This window comes from Vibrio sp. TRT 17S01 (assembly GCF_050113695.1).
Lineage (GTDB): Bacteria > Pseudomonadota > Gammaproteobacteria > Enterobacterales > Vibrionaceae > Vibrio.
The window spans coordinates 238,830-257,882 of record NZ_JBNJOG010000006.1 but is presented as its reverse complement, the minus strand read 5'-3'; the positions used below and the strand labels follow the sequence as shown (position 1 = coordinate 257,882).

Here is a 19,053-nt window from a genome sequence, read left to right as displayed (position 1 = left end):
CTGTATTGCTATTTTTTGGAGTTATTATCTAACTAATGAGTTATTTGTAGTTATAAAATCTGAGTTGCTAGGTATGAATGATTTGATTCAGCGTACAGTCGTAGTTTGAAATAAGGCGATTTCAATACAGCTGTACGCTCAGTTAAAAATATTTAGTAAGGTAGAAAACAAAAAAGGGTTGGAAAACCAACCCTTTGTATCGTTCAACAATGTTGCAACAGTGCTTAGAAGCTGCGGCTGTATTGTAAGCCGACTAGAATTGCATCTGCATGCGTTGTCGCTGTTAATGGCGTACCCGAAGATGTTTCAGTTACATTAACATCGTCACCCATTAGGTAGGTGAAACCAAAGTCGATTTCAGACGCTTTATCTAAGTGGTATGTGAAACCAGCAGAGAACCATTGACGATCTGAGTCAGGAACAGAGATAGACGTTACGTCATCTTGTGCACTTGTGTCATACATGTAACCAGCACGTAGTGTCCAATCGCTATTCAAGTAGTATGTACCACCGATTGCGTAGTGCCAGCCATCTTGCCATTGATATTGCTTACCATAAACACCACCGTTTAGTGCTGCTAGTTGTGCTGCAATTGGAGACTGAGTTGCGCTTAGGTTTTCAAAATCGATTTGGTCAAACGCGCTCCAACCAATCCACTGAACGCTGTAGTGAACTGCGAACTGAGTGTCTTCGATTTTGTGGAAGCCTGAAAACTCTGCCATATCTGGCAAAGGAAGAGTGATTTTTTGACCGTAGTCATCTTTCGCTTCAAACTCTGGGCTGTAGCGGTAAGAAAGGCCGAATCGGTTGTTTTCGTCTAGCTCATAAACAGTACCGATGTTAAAGCCAAATGCCCAACCGTCTGCTTTATCTACATCCAAAAGAGCTGTACCTAGTGGAACGCCACCGCCTTGCATGCCAACGCCAGAGTAGCGTTTCATTGTGCCTTGACCATAGATGATATCAAGACCTGCACCAACACTTAGGTGTTCATTAGCGCGGTAAGAAGCGGCAAGACCAAGGTTGAAGCTTTTAACGTCAGTTAAACCACCATATTCTGAAGCAGGGTAGCTATCAGAAAACTCAGTTTTAGTACCGAAGTTAGAGTAAGCGTTCACACCCCAAGCGAATTTATCGCTTACAGGAACAATTAGGTGGATATTAGGTGCGATAGACGTATCACCTACATCATCAGTATCAGAAACAGGTACTGCGCCACCGACGTATTGAACGTCTTTTACTTCAATCATTGAAGTGATGCTTTCAAAACCTAGAGACAGTTCCATTTTGTCAAATAGAGCCATTGCTGCTGGGTTACGAGCCATTACAGACGCGTTGTCTGCAATAACAGCATCACCGGCAAATGCACGGCCAATACCTGTCGCAGATTGAGCGTTGAGCTGGAAGCCTGCAGCGAGAGCGTGCTGAGAGGCTAGTGTTGCGGTTGTGATTGTCACTGCTAAAAGCGACTTTTTAAACAGACGCGAGTTGTTCATTTTGTTTTCCTTTTCTATTTCGCCTCTATGTGGGCGATATATTTGAGCAAATGCTCAGTTGGGGGCTGATCCTAGACGCAAGTATAGAATATAGAAATCCGACCATTGTCTAGTTTGAAGGGAAAATTGCTGAAATGATGTGTATTTGGCAAGAATGTGCTGGAATATGCGCCTTTTTAGAGTTTTGGCTCTATTTTTGTGAATAAAAAATGGGCTAAAGCATGACGCTTCAACCCATTTTGAACTAACCCATAGGTTTGATGATTTTAGCTATTCTTTCGGCAATTTTGGCGACATCTTCACCTTGTTCACCTACGATGATCATGCTGTTATTGCCCACGGGTTCTACAATGCCTGACATGCCTTGTTTTTCAAAATCAAAGGTAGATTTTGATGGTGTCGGGGTTAGAAACAAAGTGACTTTGCCTTCAACGCCTTTAAATACCATATGGACAGCGTGTGAATCTCCAAAACCACAGTGGTTGAGGTAGTACACGTGGTACGGAAAATCGTTATCTAACTCTTTTGCAAATGGTTGCATTTTCGCATTGATTTGAGACGCGTTTACTTGTTCATCTAATGGCGCGATAAAGGCGTTTTCATCCAAAACATGTTGTACTGCCGTATTGGCAAGGCTTGCTTGAGCCGGAGAAACAATGACATTTCCCCAATTGATCTGCCCAACCAATAAGCCAGCAACAAATGCAACAGAGGCAGCCATTGCCATAGCTTTACGTGCAAAGTTAGGCTTAACAACGTTGTTTTCAGGTGCTGATGTTTGGTTGAATAAGATCCTATCTGCCAAATCATCGGGGACATCGACATTCATTGCCTTCGCAATTTGAGCGTCTAGATCCATAATGTCATCGACAAATTTGCTATTTTTTTCACTTGAGCGAATAGCTTCTAGTATGTCGTTATCCCGTTTCTTTGGATCGGACATAATTCGGCGGCGAAACTCTAAATCATCCATTTTGCTGCCCTCTCTGGCCGTTTTCGGAATCCAACATCTCTTTGAGCTGATTGCGAGCTCTAAATAGACGCGTCATTACCGTGTTTTTATTCAGATTGAGTATCTGACCAATTTCTTCTCCACTAAAGCCACCAACGACTTGAAGAAATAACGGTTCGCGATAATCATCTTCCAATTTCATGATTTGGGCTTGAACCCACTCACTACGGTGGTGAGGCTCATCACTGACCTTGGCATCATTGCCAAAATCATCGATATCAACCAAATCAAGTTGTTTTCGTTCGAAGCGGCGGGCATTTTCACGTCTCAATATAGTAATGAGCCAAGATTTAGCGGCCTTTTCATCTTGTAAGCTATCTAGTGATTTCCACGCACGAAGACACGTTTCCTGAACTAAGTCTTCAGCAATGGATTGATCTTTACACAACCAGTATGCGTATCGATATAGATCCCTATGATAGGCTCGAACAAGCGCTTCATATTTTCTTTGTCTGTCCATATCCGAGTTGACCGGAGTGGATGACTTTTTCTTTCCAAAAAAATTTACGATTGACACATGAGCCTCCGACTTGCTCTGTGATTTAATTATTTTTAGTGTGGCTGATTCTCGTAAAAATAGCCTTGTTTGTGTTTGCTAATAGCTAAGTAGGATTTAAGCAAGCGACTAAAAAATAAGCCAATATTGACTTAAATAGCAACAAACTAGTACAGGAAGTTCATATAAAGAGAATTGAAATAGATAAATCAACATAAACTTGATCTATTTCAAAATCTGCTGAGCTCCAGCCGTTATAGTACACCTTGTCATCTAGTTAGTCTTTATGGCTAACATGTTGAGCAAGATGACACTTCCTTTTGAAGGCTGACTTTACTTTCTCCTAATCAGGAAACTGATTATTTCAATTGGCGTAAGTTAATTGCTTTATACATTCCAACCACACAGTTATGTGTGGTTTTTTTTTGCCTCATAAACGCACATTTGCGCTTCATCCATACGTCATCTAGCCACACTGATGCTGATTGCTCATTGATTTACGAGCCGTATTTTCAATCTAAATCACGTTTATCCAAACAGCTGTTTGATTGCGTTAACATCTTTGTTACAATAATTCTGGTCAGACCTCTTATTTTAAGGAGAAACAATGGGCAAGCAGGAAGTCAAAACACGTGGAGGTGAGCGTGTGGCTATCGTTGCTGGGTTACGAACGCCTTTTGCGCGCCAGAGCACCGAGTTTAGTCAGGTACCCGCAGTTGATTTAGGCAAAATGGTGGTGAGTGAACTACTCGCTAGAACCGATATTGACCCTAAATTAATCGAGCAAGTCGTGTTTGGACAGGTGGTGCAAATGCCTGAAGCCCCAAATATTGCACGAGAAATTGTGTTGGGGACAGGAATGCATGTTCATACCGATGCGTACAGTGTAACTCGTGCCTGCGCGACGAGTTTCCAGTCAGCTGTGAATGTCGCGGAAAGTATCATGGCGGGGAGTATCGATGTAGGTATTGCCGGCGGTGCAGATTCTTCCTCAATATTACCAATTGGTGTCTCTAAAAAACTGGCGGCGAATTTATTAGCCTTGAGTAAGACGAAGACGTTAGGTCAAAAACTTAAGCTACTAAAATCTCTCTCGTTAAAAGACTTGATGCCTGTTCCTCCTGCTGTTGCCGAGTATTCAACTGGGCTTTCTATGGGGCAAACCGCTGAACAAATGGCAAAATCACACGGTATTAGCCGTGAAGAGCAAGATGCGCTTGCACATCGTTCACATACCTTAGCTTCTCAGGCTTGGAATGATGGCCACATCGAAGGGGAAGTGATGACGGCTTTTCCTGCGCCTTATAAAAAATGGATTGCACAGGATAATAATATCCGCCACGACTCAACCATTGAAGGATATGCCAAACTACGCCCGGCATTTGATCGCCAGTATGGCAGTGTCACTGCTGCGAACAGCACACCATTAACCGATGGCGCAGCGGCCATCATGTTGATGCGAGAAGGGAAAGCAAAAGAGCTTGGGCTCGAAGTCATGGGATATATCCGCTCATACGCATTTTCAGCGATTGGAGTTGAAAGTGACATGTTGATGGGACCTTCTTATTCGACACCAATTGCGCTTGACCGAGCGGGAATTACATTAAATGACTTAACGTTGATTGATATGCATGAGGCGTTTGCCGCTCAAACGCTTTCAAATGTGAAGATGTTTGGGAGCGAAAAATTTGCACGGGAGCAATTAGGTCGTACGAAAGCCATCGGTGAAATAGATATGGATAAATTCAACGTGCTTGGCGGTTCAATCGCCTATGGCCATCCATTTGCCGCTACGGGCGCTCGGATGATCACGCAAACTTTGCGTGAGCTAAAACGTCGAGGCGGTGGACTTGCATTGAATACCGCTTGTGCTGCTGGTGGTTTGGGTGCTGCAATGATATTGGAGGTCGAATAATGAGTGATGTTAAAGCGTTTTCTTTAAATATTGATGACAACCGTATCGCTTGGCTAGCTATTGATGTTCCCGGCGAAAAAATGAACACCTTACAAGCCGCTTTTGCACAAGAGATGCAATTAATTTTTGAATGCCTAAGTGAACAAAAAGATTCGTTGAAGGGGATGATCATTCATTCTCTTAAGCCGGATAATTTTATCGCTGGTGCAGATGTTCGTATGTTAGATGCATGTCAGTCGGCTTCAGAAGCACAAGCTTTAGCCACACAAGGGCAGCAGATGTTTCAGCAGTTATCGGAACTGCCGTTTCCTGTGGTTGCAGCAATTCATGGCCCCTGTTTAGGGGGAGGGCTTGAACTGGCTTTGGCTTGTGATTATCGGGTGTGCAGTGATTCGGATAAAACGCGGCTCGGTTTACCTGAAGTTCAGCTAGGATTATTGCCGGGATCTGGTGGGACGCAGCGTCTCCCTCGTCTTATAGGATTGCTGCCTTCATTGGATATGATTCTGACAGGTAAACAATTACGAGCGAAAAAAGCGAAAAAGCTTGGTGTGGTAGATGCTTCAGTTTCTGAAACAATTTTGCTCGATGTGGCAAAAAGTATGCTTGAAAAAGGTAAGCGTAAGCTTACCAAACAAAGCTCTGCGAAAGAGAAGCTTGTTGCACAGACTGGGTTAGGGCGCAAAGTCATTTTTGATCAAGCTGTAAAGAAAACCCATGAAAAAACACGAGGAAACTACCCGGCTGCCGATGCCATTTTGGCTGTGATTCGGCATGGCTTAGAAAAAGGGATGACGCAAGGGTTAGCGTTAGAAGCTGAGCGGTTTGGTGAGTTGGTCATTACCGATGAATCAAAAGCATTGCGTTCAATTTTCTTTGCTACGACGGAAATGAAAAAAGAACATGGTAGTGATGCCCCACCTGCACATGTAAGCCGTGTCGGCGTTTTAGGCGGTGGCTTGATGGGGGCGGGTATTAGTCATGTGAGTGTGGCAAAAGCCAAAGTGCCAGTGCGCATCAAAGACGTAACTAATGATGGTGTTCTAAACGCACTGAAATACAACTATAAACTGTTTGAAAAGCAGAAAAAGCGTCGTATTTTGTCAAAAGCGCAACTGGAAGCCAACATGATGCAGTTGTCTGGTGGTACGGATTTCACCAGTTTTCAGCATATGGATGTGGTGATTGAGGCGGTGTTTGAAGATTTGGATCTCAAGCAAAAAATGGTCGCAGACATGGAAGCCAATGCAGGTGAGACCACAATTTTTGCAACCAATACTTCTTCGCTTCCTATCCATCAAATCGCGGCCAAAGCGGAAAGGCCTGAGAATGTGATTGGTCTGCACTATTTCAGCCCAGTGGAAAAAATGCCGCTTGTGGAAGTGATCCCTCATGAAACAACGTCTGATGAGACAATATCCACCGTTGTTGAGTTGGCGAGAAAACAGGGCAAGACACCAATTGTTGTAAAAGACAGTGCAGGCTTTTATGTAAATCGAATTTTAGCGCCATATATGAACGAAGCAGCCCAAGTTTTGATGTCGGGTGAGCCTATCGAACATTTGGACGCCTCTCTGCTCAACTTTGGTTTCCCTGTTGGGCCAATCACATTATTGGACGAGGTCGGCGTCGACATTGGCGCTAAAATCATGCCGATATTAGTGAGTGAGCTAGGCGATCGCTTTAAGGGGCCAGATGTATTCGACACCTTGCTCAATGATGGGCGTAAAGGCCGAAAGAGCGGCAAAGGCTTTTACACCTATAAAGGAAAGAAAAAGGAAGTCGACAAGACGGTATATAAATTACTTGGTTTGACGCCGGAACCTAAAATGTCTGAAGAAGATATCGCTTTGCGTTGTGTTCTTCCGATGCTAAATGAAGCGGTTCGCTGTCTAGATGAAGGGATCATTCGAAGCCCGAGAGACGGTGATATCGGGGCTATTTTTGGTATTGGTTTCCCACCATTCTTAGGGGGGCCATTCCGTTATATGGATCAACTCGGAATAAAAAATTTGGTTGAGACGATGAACCAATTTGCCCAGAAATACGGTGAACGGTTCGCGCCATGTGATGGTTTGTTAACCCGAGCAGGGCTCGAAGAACGCTTCTACAAATAAAACCGATTATTTGATTACACTATAGGCGAACCGAAAGGTTCGCTTTTTTTGGACTGAGCGTTATTATCAAAAGAAAACCAAGGCTTAGTCAGTGCATGGCGCTTAGCTAAGTGGATACCTAGAAGTAAAGAAGGAATTTAAATGGACGCTTTGGATTTACTGTTAAACCGACGTTCTATCGCCAAACTATCAGCACCTGCGCCTGAAGGGGAGGTGTTAGAGAACATTATTCGTGCTGGTCTTAGAGCTCCTGATCACGCCGGTCTAACCCCTTGGCGGTTTGTGATCGCGCAAGGTGAAGGTTTACAAAAGCTGTCAGATCTTCTTGTGAACGCTGCACAAGCAGAAGACAGTGATGAAGCTGTAATAGAAAAGGTTAAGGGAGCCCCTTTTCGTGCGCCGATGGTGATCACGGTTATCGCTAAGGTTACAGAGCACGAGAAAGTGCCAGCGTTAGAACAATATCTATCAGCGGGGTGCGCGGTACAAGCGATGCAAATGGCCGCTGTTGCTCAAGGCTTTCAGGGTTTTTGGCGCTCAGGGAAATGGATGTTCCATAAAGCGGTGCATGAAGCTTTTGGTTTGGAAGGAGAGGATGAGATTGTCGGCTTCTTATACTTAGGGACTCCAGGATGCACCGCCATGAAGGTACCTGAGCGAGATTTGAGTAAATTTGTCGAGTTTCTGTGACATAGAGTTGTGAATGAAAAAGGCTTGGAAATTCCAAGCCTTTTCTTTTAATGAATATTGTATGCAATCACAAAATCGATGAACAGACGTACCTTTTCAGGGAGATGATCTTTGTGGTTATACAACATGTAGATGTCGCGAGGGTTAGCACTCCAATCATTTAATACACGGACCAGACTTCCATCCTCGATGTACTCTCGAATCATCACATCTGGCATTAAGGTAATACCTAAACCCTCTGAACAGGCGCTTCTTACTACATTGAGAGTATTAGACTGAAAACGCCCTTTTTCATTGTTAACCACTGTTTCACCATTGCTATCAGTCAGCTGCCATTTCAGCAGAGGGTGGCCTTTTAATAGGGAGTGGTTGTGTAAATCTTCTGCATGCTTGGGGGCTTGGGTGTTATTGAGGTAGATTGGACTCGCCACCAAAATATCCTTCACCGAACTGATTTTACGAGCGATTAAACTTGAGTCACGCTGTGGTCCAACTCGGAAAATAACATCCCACTCAGTTGGGTCTAGCTGATCCGCATGGTCGCTGGTGGTCAGTTCTATGTTGATGTCTGGGTATTGCATCATAAATGCATTGAACATAGGCATCATCATACGTTTAGTCAGATTCGACGGAGAGGAAATACGTATTTTGCCCGAGGCTCCGCGACATTCATCAGTGATCTCTTCGGCGGTTGAAGATAATCGCTGTAGCAGAGGAGAACATTCGTTAAAAAATCTTTCTCCCGCTTCTGTAAGGGAAAGCTTACGCGCATGACGATTTAACAAACGTAAATTAAGCGAGTCTTCTAATGCCTGAATGCGTCGAGTAATGGTGGCGACAGGTATCATAGTCTTGCGTGAAGTTGCAGTGTAGCTCCCATTTTCGACGACAAGTCTAAATAGGTTGAGATCATCTAATTTCATCGTTTCAGACACATTTTTTTACTGATTTGATTAATTTATATGTATATCAAATGTCAAAGCTTGAGTCACATCAACAAGTGAGACGAAAAGGTGTAACACGTACATCTAGTATGTACAACGGTTGAAGCACGGAAGATTTGTATAAAACCGCTATCGCGACTACCTTTTTAAGGAGTGTTTCAAAACCAATAATAACAGCACACCATGTGGTTCTCTAGTTGTGTGAGGCGAAGGTTTATGCAGAAAACATACGAAACGGCGACTGCACTCTCGGCGAATAAATTACTCGGTAATAAGCTGATTATGGTGGTTGATGACGATCCGGTTTTCCGGAGGATCACCAGCGGCTTCCTTATTGCTCAGGGTTATGACGTCATGGAAGCAGAAAACGGGTTAGAGGCGTTGAAGAAACTTCGAACAGCTGAACCTGACTTGGTGCTTTGTGATTTATCGATGCCCGTTCTTGATGGTATCGAACTCGTTGAAGAAGTTAGCCTAGAATACCCATCTTTACCGCTCATTGTGGTATCGGCGACGGATGAAATGGCCGATGTTGCTCGGGCATTACGCTATGGCATCAAAGACTTTCTCCCGAAACCGATCAGTAATCATGATCATCTCGCCAGTGCAATAGAAAATACACTGGACGACAGCTATGACCATCTTTCTGATCAGCGTGATTTTGCCAGCCAATGGTTCCGTGTTGAAAGTGGTGATATGCCAGAAGAGCAAGAGCTGCACTGGCACCTTGAGTATTTACAAGAGCACCCAAGCGCTGCAAAAGACTTACTTCATGCGCTACTTCCAGAAAAAGACACCTCTCAAGGGGACTGGAAATGTTGTTATCGATTGCTGCAGTCTGCCGACATCATGCCTCTGGTGTTTGATTATGCTTGGCTTATGAATGGGCAGTTTGCTTTCTACTTAGTGGATTCTAATAGTGAAACTGGAGCGGCAACGACGCTATTAATTCGAGCCTTGTTCCATGATTATCTACGTAATTTAAAATGCTTTAATGCGGATCTCAAAGACATTGCCTATATGTTGGAGAAAGGCATGAAGTGTACAGAAGGCGTCAGCCCAGTTAGAGCAATGTTTGGTGTGGCTGATTTGTGTACCAGTAAAATTTCGATATTACCTGCAGGGCTTGAAGGGCAATGGTCGAATGGCTATGCCTCTCATCATATTACAGAAGGGGTGAAGCTCGGAGAGAATTGTGCGAAGAACTTTATCACTTCAGATCTACCGATATAGTCAGCGTGTCAATTATCTCTTAATAGCCTTGGTTCGGTCAGCTTCAGTCTTGATATTTACAAAGGGGGTAGGGCTTGAAATTAGGTTACATCTCATGTCTATAAAGGCAACCGCTAGAGGTTGCCTTTTACTTTTTTGCACGACAGTAAATGATTAAACGCCAACACGTCTTATCAAAATAACCCTTCTTTTACTTGGTTTTTGTGAAATCACCATTACGGTATAGTTGTCGCCAACAATTCGCTAACAGATAAATAACGAATTGTATAACAACAATACAGCGACATTAGAGAAGTGAGCCCATGGCAGACAAAGATTTCAAAGAACCTTATAATGTTTTCTACTTTTTAGGTTTCATTGCAGCCCTATTAATCCCAACATTACCCGCAACCTTAACTTGGATGCGTGTATTTAACGGATACTAAGGCTTATCGAATTAAACGGAGCTTACCATCAGTATTCGTCGATTGGGTTTAAATATTGTTGGTGGGCTTAGTTTGTGCCTTGGCATACTAGGCATCTTCCTTCCTCTTCTACCAACAACCCCATTTTTGTTGCTTGCGAGTGCATGCTTCATGCGCAGCAGTCCAACCTTTCATCGTTGGTTACATCAACACCCTATCTTTGGTCCCATTCTGGATAATTGGCAACAACACAAAGCTGTAACTCGTAAAGTGAAAATACGCGGAGCAGCATTCATCATTTTGAGTTTCAGTTTCTCGATCTGGTTTGCCCCCCATATGTGGTTAAAAATTCTGCTGTTAGCATTGTTTGTTGGAGTGCTTAGCTGGTTTATTCGTTTGCCTGTGATGGAGCGCCTTGCAGAGCGTCGGGGAAACACATAATATTGCAGTGAAGTGTGCCTGCTCTTCGAGTGGGCATTTATTATTTGTGCGCAGTAAAAAGCGAGTACGCTGACTGTGCATCGAGCCAATGCTACGATTTCGTCAACACCTACAATACAAGGACGAGGGGTTAGCTAATCAAAGTACATAATCATGACAACTGAAACAATCTCGCTGATCAAAGCAAGCATCAAAAGCATTCCAGACTACCCAAAACCAGGCATTCTATTTCGTGATGTCACTAGCTTATTGGAAGACGCTCAAGCGTATCAAGCAACCATCAATTTATTGGTCGAAAAGTACAAAGATATGGGCTTTACCAAAGTCGTAGGTACGGAAGCTCGTGGCTTTTTATTCGGTGCGCCATTAGCACTCGAATTGGGTATCGGGTTTGTTCCTGTCCGTAAACCAGGGAAGTTACCGCGCCAAACTGTGGCTCAGTCGTATGAGCTTGAATATGGCGTGGATACATTAGAAATCCATACAGATGCTATTTCTGAAAGCGATAAAGTTTTGGTTGTTGACGACCTACTTGCCACAGGCGGTACGATTGAAGCGACAACAAAGCTTATTCGTCAACTTGGCGGTGAAGTAGAGCATGCCGCGTTTGTTATCAACTTGCCTGAAATTGGCGGTGATAAGCGTTTGGAAGGTCTTGGTCTAAACGTTTACAGCATTTGTGAATTTGAAGGTCACTAATCGGAAGTTTTCATGAGTTATCTTGCCTTAGCGCGAAAATGGCGGCCAAGCCGCTTTACTGAAGTGGTTGGTCAGGGACATGTACTGACAGCATTGGAAAATGCGTTAGCCCAGAATAGATTGCACCACGCGTATCTATTTAGTGGTACTCGAGGAGTTGGTAAAACATCCATCGGCCGCTTATTTGCGAAAGGATTAAACTGTGAGACAGGCATTACAGCGAATCCTTGTGGTACCTGCGATACGTGTAAAGAGATCGAGGAAGGGCGTTTTGTTGACTTGCTCGAAATCGATGCAGCTTCTCGTACTAAGGTAGAGGATACTCGTGAACTACTCGATAACGTTCAATATAAGCCTGCCCGTGGTCGCTTCAAAGTCTACTTGATCGATGAAGTTCACATGCTTTCTCGCCATTCATTCAATGCGTTATTAAAGACGTTGGAAGAGCCGCCTGAGTATGTGAAGTTTTTGCTTGCTACGACTGATCCTCAAAAGCTGCCTGTTACGATTCTATCGCGTTGCCTTCAATTCCATTTGAAGCCAATCAGTGTCGATAATATTCATGAGCAGTTGGATCGGATTTTAGAGCAAGAACATGTTTCTGCTGAGTCTCGTGCTCTTGGTATGATTGCACATGCTGCTGACGGCAGTATGCGTGATGCATTAAGCCTTACCGACCAAGCTATTGCGTTGGGAAATGGCTCAATATTAGCGGACAGTGTTTCTCATATGTTAGGAACACTGGATACAGCTCAAGCTGTTCATCTGCTTGAGGCAATAAGTTCGAAGCAGGCTCAACCAGTGATGGATAGCGTCCAGCAATTGGCACAAAACGGCGTTGAGTGGGATGGATTGTTACAACAGCTCTCCACACAGTTACATCGTATTGCGATGTATCAAGCGCTTCCGTCTACGTTAGATAAGGCGCAGCCAGATGCTGAAAAAATTGAATTATTAAGCCGTGCTCTTACGCCTCAAGATGTGCAGTTGTATTATCAAATTGCATTGAAAGGACGTGATGACCTTTCGCTTGCGCCTTCGGCTCGAATTGGATTAGAGATGGTGCTGCTTCGCATGATGGCATTTAGGCCGGCAGCAGTAACAGCGGCGAATACTATCTCAACTCAAGTTTTAGAGCCTGTACCGTCAGTACAAGCGAAGCCGCAAAAGATTCAGACTTCTTCTCAAGTACCACCAGTGGCAGAAAATGCCCCAGAGCCAGTGCTACCTCAGGCTCCTTCTGAGCCACAAATGCCACCGCAAATGTCCGCTGATGAACCTGTAGCTGGCTACGACATGGTTCCTCTGGAGTATATGCAGGCTCCGCCAAGCTATGAACCAGCTCCGATGGAGGCTCCTGCTCCTCAACCTCAACACCAACCCAGCCAAACTGAGAGTGTGAGTTCGCCTGTGAGCGGGTTACGCCATCAGTTGCGTTCACAACGAAAAGGGCTGTCTCCGACAACTACTAAAGGCAACGATGGAAAAAAGCCTAAAGCGGCATCTGCAAAAACAGAGTCGGTTCTTGATCGTGTAGCACAAAAGCACGGTGGAACTGAGCGGGTGTCGCCATTGTCAAATCCACATGAGGTAATATCTTCTACCAATGGTAAAGATGAGCCTTATCAGTGGAAGCCGTCGGCACCACAAGTTATCGAAACAAAACCTGAGCTGACGCCGACTTTGTTGAAGAAGGCTCTTGAGCACGAAAAAACACCAGAAATGGTTAAAAAATTGGTGAAAGAGTCGCAAGCGCAAAATGAATGGGCAGCATTAATAGACCAATTGCAGACGGCTAAGTTGGTTGAGCAGTTAGCGTTGAATTCGGTTTATGAAAAAAATGGCAGCTCAATTTCGCTCATGTTGCGCTCTTCTCAAGCTCATTTGAATACAGACAAGGCGCAAAGCGAGTTATTAGCAGCGCTAAATAACGTGTTGAATGAAGAATGCCACTTGTCGGTTGAAATTGGCGAAGGGGGTGAAACCCCATTAGAGTTAAGAGACAAGCTCTATCAGAATAAACTTCAGTCAGCATTTACGAGTTTAGAAAGTGACGAAAATGTGCAGTTTTTGGTAAGGCGATTTGCCGGCGAACTAGACTCTGAAAGTGTCAGACCGATTTAATCCAATACGGGGTTGAAAAACACGATTTGAACCCCACTTAGTTACATAACAAGCGAATTAAACCAGAGAGATAAACATGTTTGGTAAAGGCGGTATGGGTAACCTAATGAAGCAAGCCCAGCAAATGCAAGAGCGTATGCAAAAGCTTCAAGAAGAAATCGCAAATATGGAAGTAACAGGCGAGTCAGGTGCTGGCCTTGTAAAAGTGACAATTACTGGTAGTCACAGCGTTCGTCGCGTAGAGATCGATGAAAGCTTGATGGAAGACGACAAAGAGATGCTTGAAGATCTTATCGCAGCAGCATTCAATGATGCTGCCCGTCGTGTTGAAGAAACTCAAAAAGAGAAAATGGCCGGCGTAACTGGCGGTATGCAATTACCACCAGGTATGAAAATGCCATTCTAAGAACGAGTAGGTTTTAATGCGTACCAGTCATATGCTGGAGCATTTGATGGAGGCCTTACGTTGTCTGCCAGGGGTCGGTCCCAAGTCAGCTCAGCGTATGGCCTTTCATTTGTTACAGCGCGACAGAAAAGGTGGCCTGCAACTCGCAGAAGCGTTAAGTCAGGCAATGACAGAGATCGGGCATTGCACCGAATGTCGCACCTTTACTGAAGAAGAAGTGTGCCATATCTGTAATAACCCAAAGCGTCAGGAAAACGGTCAGATCTGCGTGGTGGAAAGCCCGGCAGATATTGCAGCGGTAGAAGCTACAGGACAATACTCTGGTCGTTATTTTGTATTGATGGGACACCTTTCACCCCTTGATGGCATTGGTCCAAGTGACATCGGTTTAGATGTGTTGGATTATCGTCTCCGTCGTGGTGATGTTGGTGAAGTGATTTTAGCGACGAACCCAACAGTAGAGGGTGAAGCAACAGCTCACTATATTGCAGAGTTATGCAAAGCGCATGAAGTGGAAGCAAGCCGAATCGCTCATGGTGTCCCTGTTGGGGGAGAGCTTGAGTTAGTTGATGGCACGACACTGTCTCACTCATTGCTCGGTCGACACAAGTTATAATAAAAAAGCCGCACTTGAATTGTGCGGCTTTTTCATTCCAACCCCTATTAACTCCAATTCCCTACCAACTAAAGCATACGAGAATCAAAGTAGATCTCGTTGTTTAGAATGTGTACGCCAAACCTGTGGACAAAAATAGACTGCTTTCATCATAGAATTCGATATTAGAGTCGGTCTCTTGGTAGCCAGCCATCACATTCCATTTTGTGTCAGGGAGTGCGAAAGGTTTATCAAAACTGTAGATTGAGAAGACTCCCAGCGCATTCGCGTCCTGCTTTTGGTTAAACATAGGGTTATCTTGCTCATAGTCCGCGACACTGGCTCTCATTGTTGTGACGAGACTATGGCGGGAAAAGTTCATCACAATACCAAGCTGTGCCGCATAGTCACTGTAACTGTGTGCTTTTCCATCTGCATCTTTCAATGTGTATTGGAAGGCAGGCGCTAAAATAATATTGCGGCTCAGTGGAAGGTTTGTCTCGATCGTAGCGCGATGATATTGGCTGTCACGTTTTAAAAGGGAGCGTTGCGTGCCATCGAGTAAGCTATTTTGACCGATTTGGTCATGCTCAATATCACTTTGGGCATACGCGTAACGCAGCGTAACAGGGATTGGTGCAAAAAGCTCAAAGGCAACACGACCACCAATGATATCTTGATCGGTTTTACTACGTGATTGCTGGGTGAGGTAAGGATCTTTCCATACCTCAGTCATCCCCGGAATAGTACTAAACATTGCAAATGTAACTAAGGTTTCAGGGGTGAATTGATGAAGAATACCAAGTTCAGATTGGAACTGAGCTTCGGCAATTTGGTCTTGGCTGTTACCAAAGAAAATGGCCGTTTCACCAAATGAGTATTGTAAGCGGCCTAAGGGAAACACCTTGGCATCGGTTACTGATGTTCCGTTGTTATTCAAGTCTGGGGTGATAGCATTGTTATCATCTGTATTTAACTGAGATTGGCCAGAAGAATAGCCTAAGTTAAGGCTTATCCCACCACTAAACCCTTGCTCTAAGCCATGATTTGGATTTGCTATCGCAAGCCCAGAGAACAAAGCACAAAGACTTACAGAGAGTAGACGATAATGGTTCATACTCGCTCCTTGTATAGCCACTGACGGTCATTATTGTTTCTACATGAGTTTTTATAACGTCAATATGCAAATAATGCGCTATCTGCGAAGTTTTGTGGATTATATAAGTCACACTTTGTCAGATTTGTTGAGTGAATCTATGCTAAATGCAGATTTGAGAGTGTTTAGTTAAACCTGAGAACGTCAAAAAAGGGAAAGCTGGCAAAGATAAGAAAGGGAATAACAAAACGGCCTCCGCATAGGGAGGCCGCTAAATCGAATATAGACTTAGGCTTACGCTTCGTCAGAACCGGCAATGATGCGGTAAACGATCGCACCTAGAATAGCACCGAAGATAGGTGCAACCCAGAATAGCCATAGCTGAGACGTTGCCCAGTCACCCACATACATAGCCACAGCAGTACTACGTGCTGGGTTTACTGAAGTGTTGGTTACAGGGATACTGATCAAGTGGATCAGTGTTAGACACAGACCGATAGCGATTGGTGCAAAACCTTGAGGCGCACGTGAATCAGTTGCACCCATGATGACAATAAGGAACATCATCGTCATTACCACTTCAGTGATAAGTGCTGCTGTCATTGAGTACTGGCCAGGAGAATGTTCACCAAAGCCGTTTGACGCAAAGCCAGATGCCGCAACATCAAAGCCAGCTTGACCAGATGCGATGAGGTAAAGAATACCACCTGCTAGTAGGCCACCAATCACTTGAGCAGCGATATAAGGAAGAATGTGTTTTGCATCAAAACGGCCGCCTGCCCATAAACCGATGGTTACTGCTGGGTTCAGGTGACAACCAGAGATATGACCAATAGCGTAAGCCATTGTCAGTACTGTTAGACCAAACGCCAACGATACACCCAGAAGACCAATGCCTACATCAGGAAAACCTGCTGCTAAAACCGCACTACCACAGCCGCCTAACACTAACCAAAACGTACCAAACGTTTCTGCTAAATATTTTTTCATGATTTGTCCTAATCGTTTCGTTATTTTTCAAAGACCCGTGAAAAATAGTCTAGAAATGTCAGGTTTGTGTGAGACAAATAGAGAAATTGAGGAAGATCACGAGTTTACGGATCAAGGTCTCAAATATGAGGCAGGTTAAGTGAGTAATTCCAATTCAGTAATATTGTTCAGCGCTTCTTGATTGCTTTTTCCACAAACGACTGGGCAAGGTTTGAAATCATGGCAAACTTTTGGTCGCTCTGGCTTGCCAAACAGTTTGCAAAGGTTGTCTTCGGTTAACTGAATACAACGGGTACCCGCTGGTTTACCTTTTGGCATTCCAGGTATTGGGGAAGAAATACTTGGTGCAATGCAACATGCACCGCAATATAAACGGCATTCCATCGTTGTTAAGCTACCACCACATGAGTTGTATTGAGGACGGATCAGGGGGCGCACTTTAACAAAGCTTGACGTTTGAAGAAACTAAAAAAATGCGGCTGTAAAATCAGCATTTGAAATCAGCAAGTTGGCTAATGCTTAAGACAAACAGATTATGAGTCAGTCAGCAGTGGCAAGGCATTTTCAGTAGTGAACAAGGGAAATGGCTAAATGTGATGACGTTAAGTGTTATCACAATGGCCAATGTGATGCTAAAGCGATGGATTGGTAACTTAGATTAATTCTCTAAAAAGTTAATATTTTCAATGGGTAAGTGGCGCTAAGGGTATTTCTTTGAATTTCATCCACTTGAACTTTGTGACATGAAGCGGTATAAAACGCTCCCTTTATTGAATATCTAAAGATTAAGTCTATGAGCACACCATTTTGGCAAAGCAAAAAGCTAGAACAAATGAGCGAAGAAGAGTGGGAAGCTCTATGTGATGGCTGTGGTAAATGCTGCTTACATAAGCTCATGGATGAAGACACCGATGAGATCTACTACACCAATGTCGCGTGCAGCTGGTTAAACAGTAAAACGTGTTCGTGTAAAGATTATCCAAATCGATTCTCTTCAGGGGAGGAGTGCACCAAGCTGACTCGTGAAGATATTGATGATTTTACTTGGTTACCTCATACCTGCGCTTATCGACTTCTTGCTGAAGGGGAAACACTTCCCGTGTGGCATCCTTTAATTACGGGAACTAAGTTAGCGATGCACGAAGCGGGTGAAAGCGTCCGGAATAAAGTGGTCTACGAGATTGATGTCGTTGACTGGGAAGACCACATCTTAAACCATCCTAATCGCGCATAAAGTAGAAAATAAAGAAAAAGGCACTCAAATGAGTGCCTTTCGATTTTTACGCTTCTAACTGTTCATAGAAGGTAATTTGAGGCTCTTGTTCTAGAACCCCTTCCAGATTGTCCAGCAAGGCAAGGAAATGGACTTCTTTACAATGGGCGTCGAACGCTGCCTGATCAGCAAATTGCTCCTGAAAGAGAAATTTACGACTGTCTGCTTTGTCCTGAAAAAGACAATAACGAACACACCCAGTTTCATTGCGTGTTGGCACTAACATTGCGGTTAGCAGCTGATGCAAAGTATTTTCCTGTCCGGCTTTAGCATAAAAATGTGCGGTTAAATGGATCATTGTGTTTGCTCTTATGATTATTAGATAAAGCGTCCGGCACGTTGAATAAATTCAATCTTGTAGCCGTCGGGATCCGTAATAAAGAAGAAAGTCGCTAGAGGTTGCCCATTGTGATTGAAGGTTTTTATTTCTGACGCTTCAATCCCCAGATCAGTCAGGCGCTTATGTGCCTCAGCAATCTTCTCTACGCTGACGGCTAAATGACCGTAAGCATTGCCGTGGACATAAGGCTCTGACTGATCGTGGTTATAGGTGAGCTCCAGCTCAAAACCTGTTTCACGATTAGCGAGGTAAGTCAGTGTAAAGTCGCTGAATTCAAATTGATCAGCCACTTCCAGTTCTAGAGCGTTGCGGTAAAAATCGATAGAAGCTTGCAGATCGCTCACTCTTATCATGCTGTGAATCAGTTTTGTCATGGTCTCTCCTCATTAGGAGGGAGTAGCATAATAACAGCGGATTACTCAGTGGTAGTACGTGAGTACGACAGGCGATATTAATTGAATTATGAGTTGATTTGTTCGTTGGCTATCTCAATCGTACTTTGAGGTTGGCGAGCATAAATTAGGCAGGCGCAGCGAAGCAAAGAGGCAAAATTGCTGACTTCGCCGTTATGCTCTAATGCTTCTTTGTACACAGTAGAGATAAAGCGAGGAACCGTTAATCCTTGCTGCTGCGCAATTTCTTCCAGCAATTGCCAAAAGCTGGTTTCAAGTTTTACGCTAGTTGCGTGGCCATCGATACGGATAGAACGGGTGATGAATTGGTAATTTTCTCTTGGCTGATGCGCAAATATCTCACACATGACATTATCTCGATACTTGGAA

General features: G+C 44.0%; 19 protein-coding genes and 1 pseudogene. 10 read left to right on the top strand and 10 right to left on the bottom strand.

All coding sequences use genetic code 11. From position 1 onward, the window contains the following. Positions 1–224 precede the first annotated feature (224 nt). The 3 genes from ACQEXS_RS12055 to ACQEXS_RS12045 form a co-directional block, all read right to left on the bottom strand. Positions 225–1,496 carry an outer membrane protein transport protein gene (locus tag ACQEXS_RS12055; RefSeq protein WP_427013992.1) on the bottom strand — a complete coding sequence of 424 codons (1,272 nt, stop codon included), beginning with the start codon at positions 1,494–1,496 and terminating at the stop codon, positions 225–227. A gap of 244 nt (positions 1,497–1,740) precedes the next feature. Continuing rightward, positions 1,741–2,469: a DUF3379 domain-containing protein gene (locus tag ACQEXS_RS12050; protein WP_427013991.1), complete on the bottom strand. Its 729-nt coding sequence runs from the start codon at positions 2,467–2,469 to the stop codon at positions 1,741–1,743. Continuing rightward, positions 2,462–2,968: a sigma-70 family RNA polymerase sigma factor gene (locus ACQEXS_RS12045; protein WP_367989191.1), complete on the bottom strand. Its 507-nt coding sequence runs from the start codon at positions 2,966–2,968 to the stop codon at positions 2,462–2,464. Before ACQEXS_RS12045 ends, ACQEXS_RS12050 begins: the two co-directional genes overlap by 8 nt. A 643-nt stretch (positions 2,969–3,611) precedes the next feature. Between ACQEXS_RS12045 and fadI the strand changes: the two genes are divergently transcribed. The 3 genes from fadI (at position 3,612) to ACQEXS_RS12030 (ending at position 7,726) form a co-directional block, all read left to right on the top strand. Then, a complete protein-coding gene (gene fadI, locus ACQEXS_RS12040; protein ID WP_427013990.1) occupies positions 3,612–4,919 on the top strand; it encodes an acetyl-CoA C-acyltransferase FadI in 1,308 nt (435 codons plus the stop codon). Then, a complete protein-coding gene (gene fadJ / locus ACQEXS_RS12035; protein ID WP_427013989.1) occupies positions 4,919–7,036 on the top strand; it encodes a fatty acid oxidation complex subunit alpha FadJ in 2,118 nt (705 codons plus the stop codon). Before fadI ends, fadJ begins: the two co-directional genes overlap by 1 nt. Positions 7,037–7,177: 141 nt before the next feature. Next, positions 7,178–7,726: an NAD(P)H nitroreductase gene (locus ACQEXS_RS12030; protein ID WP_427009205.1), complete on the top strand. Its 549-nt coding sequence runs from the start codon at positions 7,178–7,180 to the stop codon at positions 7,724–7,726. 47 nt (positions 7,727–7,773) lie between these two features. On the opposite strand, the gene ACQEXS_RS12025 is transcribed toward ACQEXS_RS12030, so the two are convergent. Continuing rightward, a complete protein-coding gene (locus ACQEXS_RS12025) occupies positions 7,774–8,649 on the bottom strand; it encodes a LysR family transcriptional regulator (RefSeq protein WP_367986876.1) in 876 nt (291 codons plus the stop codon). Between the two features lie 237 nt (positions 8,650–8,886). Here ACQEXS_RS12025 and ACQEXS_RS12020 point away from each other — a divergent pair. From ACQEXS_RS12020 to recR, 6 genes and pseudogenes are all read left to right on the top strand, one after another. After that, positions 8,887–9,981, top strand: a pseudogene (locus ACQEXS_RS12020) (response regulator). Between the two features lie 401 nt (positions 9,982–10,382). Beyond that, entirely contained in the window at positions 10,383–10,748 is a 366-nt protein-coding gene (locus ACQEXS_RS12015; RefSeq protein WP_427014013.1) for a YbaN family protein, read from the top strand. A 153-nt stretch (positions 10,749–10,901) separates the two neighbouring features. Then, complete coding sequence (gene apt / locus ACQEXS_RS12010; protein ID WP_367986874.1) at positions 10,902–11,447, top strand: adenine phosphoribosyltransferase; 546 nt, start codon at positions 10,902–10,904, stop codon at positions 11,445–11,447. A 12-nt stretch (positions 11,448–11,459) separates the two neighbouring features. After that, complete coding sequence (gene dnaX, locus ACQEXS_RS12005; protein ID WP_427013988.1) at positions 11,460–13,571, top strand: DNA polymerase III subunit gamma/tau; 2,112 nt, start codon at positions 11,460–11,462, stop codon at positions 13,569–13,571. Positions 13,572–13,647: 76 nt separating this feature from the next. Further along, positions 13,648–13,977 carry a YbaB/EbfC family nucleoid-associated protein gene (locus ACQEXS_RS12000; protein ID WP_006959389.1) on the top strand — a complete coding sequence of 110 codons (330 nt, stop codon included), beginning with the start codon at positions 13,648–13,650 and terminating at the stop codon, positions 13,975–13,977. Positions 13,978–13,993: 16 nt separating this feature from the next. Then, positions 13,994–14,593 carry a recombination mediator RecR gene (gene recR / locus ACQEXS_RS11995; protein WP_427013987.1) on the top strand — a complete coding sequence of 200 codons (600 nt, stop codon included), beginning with the start codon at positions 13,994–13,996 and terminating at the stop codon, positions 14,591–14,593. Between the two features lie 103 nt (positions 14,594–14,696). On the opposite strand, the gene ACQEXS_RS11990 is transcribed toward recR, so the two are convergent. The 3 genes from ACQEXS_RS11990 to ACQEXS_RS11980 all read right to left on the bottom strand — a co-directional run bounded on the left by ACQEXS_RS11990 (position 14,697) and on the right by ACQEXS_RS11980 (position 17,042). Beyond that, positions 14,697–15,689 (bottom strand): DUF2860 domain-containing protein, encoded by a 993-nt coding sequence (locus tag ACQEXS_RS11990; protein WP_427013986.1) that lies wholly within the window; start codon positions 15,687–15,689, stop codon positions 14,697–14,699. Between the two features lie 273 nt (positions 15,690–15,962). Next, complete coding sequence (gene aqpZ, locus ACQEXS_RS11985) at positions 15,963–16,658, bottom strand: aquaporin Z (RefSeq protein ID WP_427013985.1); 696 nt, start codon at positions 16,656–16,658, stop codon at positions 15,963–15,965. 135 nt (positions 16,659–16,793) lie between these two features. Next, positions 16,794–17,042, bottom strand: a complete 249-nt coding sequence (locus ACQEXS_RS11980; RefSeq protein ID WP_367989189.1) for a YkgJ family cysteine cluster protein — start codon at positions 17,040–17,042, stop codon at positions 16,794–16,796. A gap of 409 nt (positions 17,043–17,451) precedes the next feature. On the opposite strand from ACQEXS_RS11980, the gene ACQEXS_RS11975 reads away from it, so the two are divergent. Then, the gene (locus ACQEXS_RS11975) at positions 17,452–17,892 is read left to right on the top strand and encodes a YcgN family cysteine cluster protein (RefSeq protein ID WP_427013984.1); all 441 of its coding nucleotides are present in this window, start codon (positions 17,452–17,454) and stop codon (positions 17,890–17,892) included. A 46-nt stretch (positions 17,893–17,938) separates the two neighbouring features. On the opposite strand, the gene ACQEXS_RS11970 is transcribed toward ACQEXS_RS11975, so the two are convergent. From ACQEXS_RS11970 to ACQEXS_RS11960, 3 genes are all read right to left on the bottom strand, one after another. Next, entirely contained in the window at positions 17,939–18,229 is a 291-nt protein-coding gene (locus tag ACQEXS_RS11970) for a putative quinol monooxygenase (RefSeq protein WP_427009235.1), read from the bottom strand. Between the two features lie 20 nt (positions 18,230–18,249). After that, the gene (locus ACQEXS_RS11965; RefSeq protein WP_427013983.1) at positions 18,250–18,645 is read right to left on the bottom strand and encodes a VOC family protein; all 396 of its coding nucleotides are present in this window, start codon (positions 18,643–18,645) and stop codon (positions 18,250–18,252) included. A gap of 86 nt (positions 18,646–18,731) precedes the next feature. Beyond that, the gene (locus ACQEXS_RS11960) at positions 18,732–19,031 is read right to left on the bottom strand and encodes a ribbon-helix-helix domain-containing protein (protein WP_367986860.1); all 300 of its coding nucleotides are present in this window, start codon (positions 19,029–19,031) and stop codon (positions 18,732–18,734) included. Positions 19,032–19,053 lie beyond the last annotated feature (22 nt).

Coding starts and splice junctions, on each gene's coding strand:
- ACQEXS_RS11990 (WP_427013986.1), bottom strand. CDS start 15,689: ATGAACCATTATCGTCTACTCTCTGTAAGTCTTTGTGCTTTGTTCTCT.
- recR (WP_427013987.1), top strand. CDS start 13,994: ATGCGTACCAGTCATATGCTGGAGCATTTGATGGAGGCCTTACGTTGT.
- ACQEXS_RS12000 (WP_006959389.1), top strand. CDS start 13,648: ATGTTTGGTAAAGGCGGTATGGGTAACCTAATGAAGCAAGCCCAGCAA.
- ACQEXS_RS12025 (WP_367986876.1), bottom strand. CDS start 8,649: ATGAAATTAGATGATCTCAACCTATTTAGACTTGTCGTCGAAAATGGG.
- ACQEXS_RS12045 (WP_367989191.1), bottom strand. CDS start 2,968: ATGGACAGACAAAGAAAATATGAAGCGCTTGTTCGAGCCTATCATAGG.
- dnaX (WP_427013988.1), top strand. CDS start 11,460: ATGAGTTATCTTGCCTTAGCGCGAAAATGGCGGCCAAGCCGCTTTACT.
- ACQEXS_RS11970 (WP_427009235.1), bottom strand. CDS start 18,229: ATGATCCATTTAACCGCACATTTTTATGCTAAAGCCGGACAGGAAAAT.
- ACQEXS_RS11980 (WP_367989189.1), bottom strand. CDS start 17,042: ATGGAATGCCGTTTATATTGCGGTGCATGTTGCATTGCACCAAGTATT.
- ACQEXS_RS11975 (WP_427013984.1), top strand. CDS start 17,452: ATGAGCACACCATTTTGGCAAAGCAAAAAGCTAGAACAAATGAGCGAA.
- ACQEXS_RS12050 (WP_427013991.1), bottom strand. CDS start 2,469: ATGGATGATTTAGAGTTTCGCCGCCGAATTATGTCCGATCCAAAGAAA.
- fadI (WP_427013990.1), top strand. CDS start 3,612: ATGGGCAAGCAGGAAGTCAAAACACGTGGAGGTGAGCGTGTGGCTATC.
- ACQEXS_RS11965 (WP_427013983.1), bottom strand. CDS start 18,645: ATGACAAAACTGATTCACAGCATGATAAGAGTGAGCGATCTGCAAGCT.
- ACQEXS_RS11960 (WP_367986860.1), bottom strand. CDS start 19,031: ATGTGTGAGATATTTGCGCATCAGCCAAGAGAAAATTACCAATTCATC.
- apt (WP_367986874.1), top strand. CDS start 10,902: ATGACAACTGAAACAATCTCGCTGATCAAAGCAAGCATCAAAAGCATT.
- fadJ (WP_427013989.1), top strand. CDS start 4,919: ATGAGTGATGTTAAAGCGTTTTCTTTAAATATTGATGACAACCGTATC.
- aqpZ (WP_427013985.1), bottom strand. CDS start 16,658: ATGAAAAAATATTTAGCAGAAACGTTTGGTACGTTTTGGTTAGTGTTA.
- ACQEXS_RS12030 (WP_427009205.1), top strand. CDS start 7,178: ATGGACGCTTTGGATTTACTGTTAAACCGACGTTCTATCGCCAAACTA.
- ACQEXS_RS12055 (WP_427013992.1), bottom strand. CDS start 1,496: ATGAACAACTCGCGTCTGTTTAAAAAGTCGCTTTTAGCAGTGACAATC.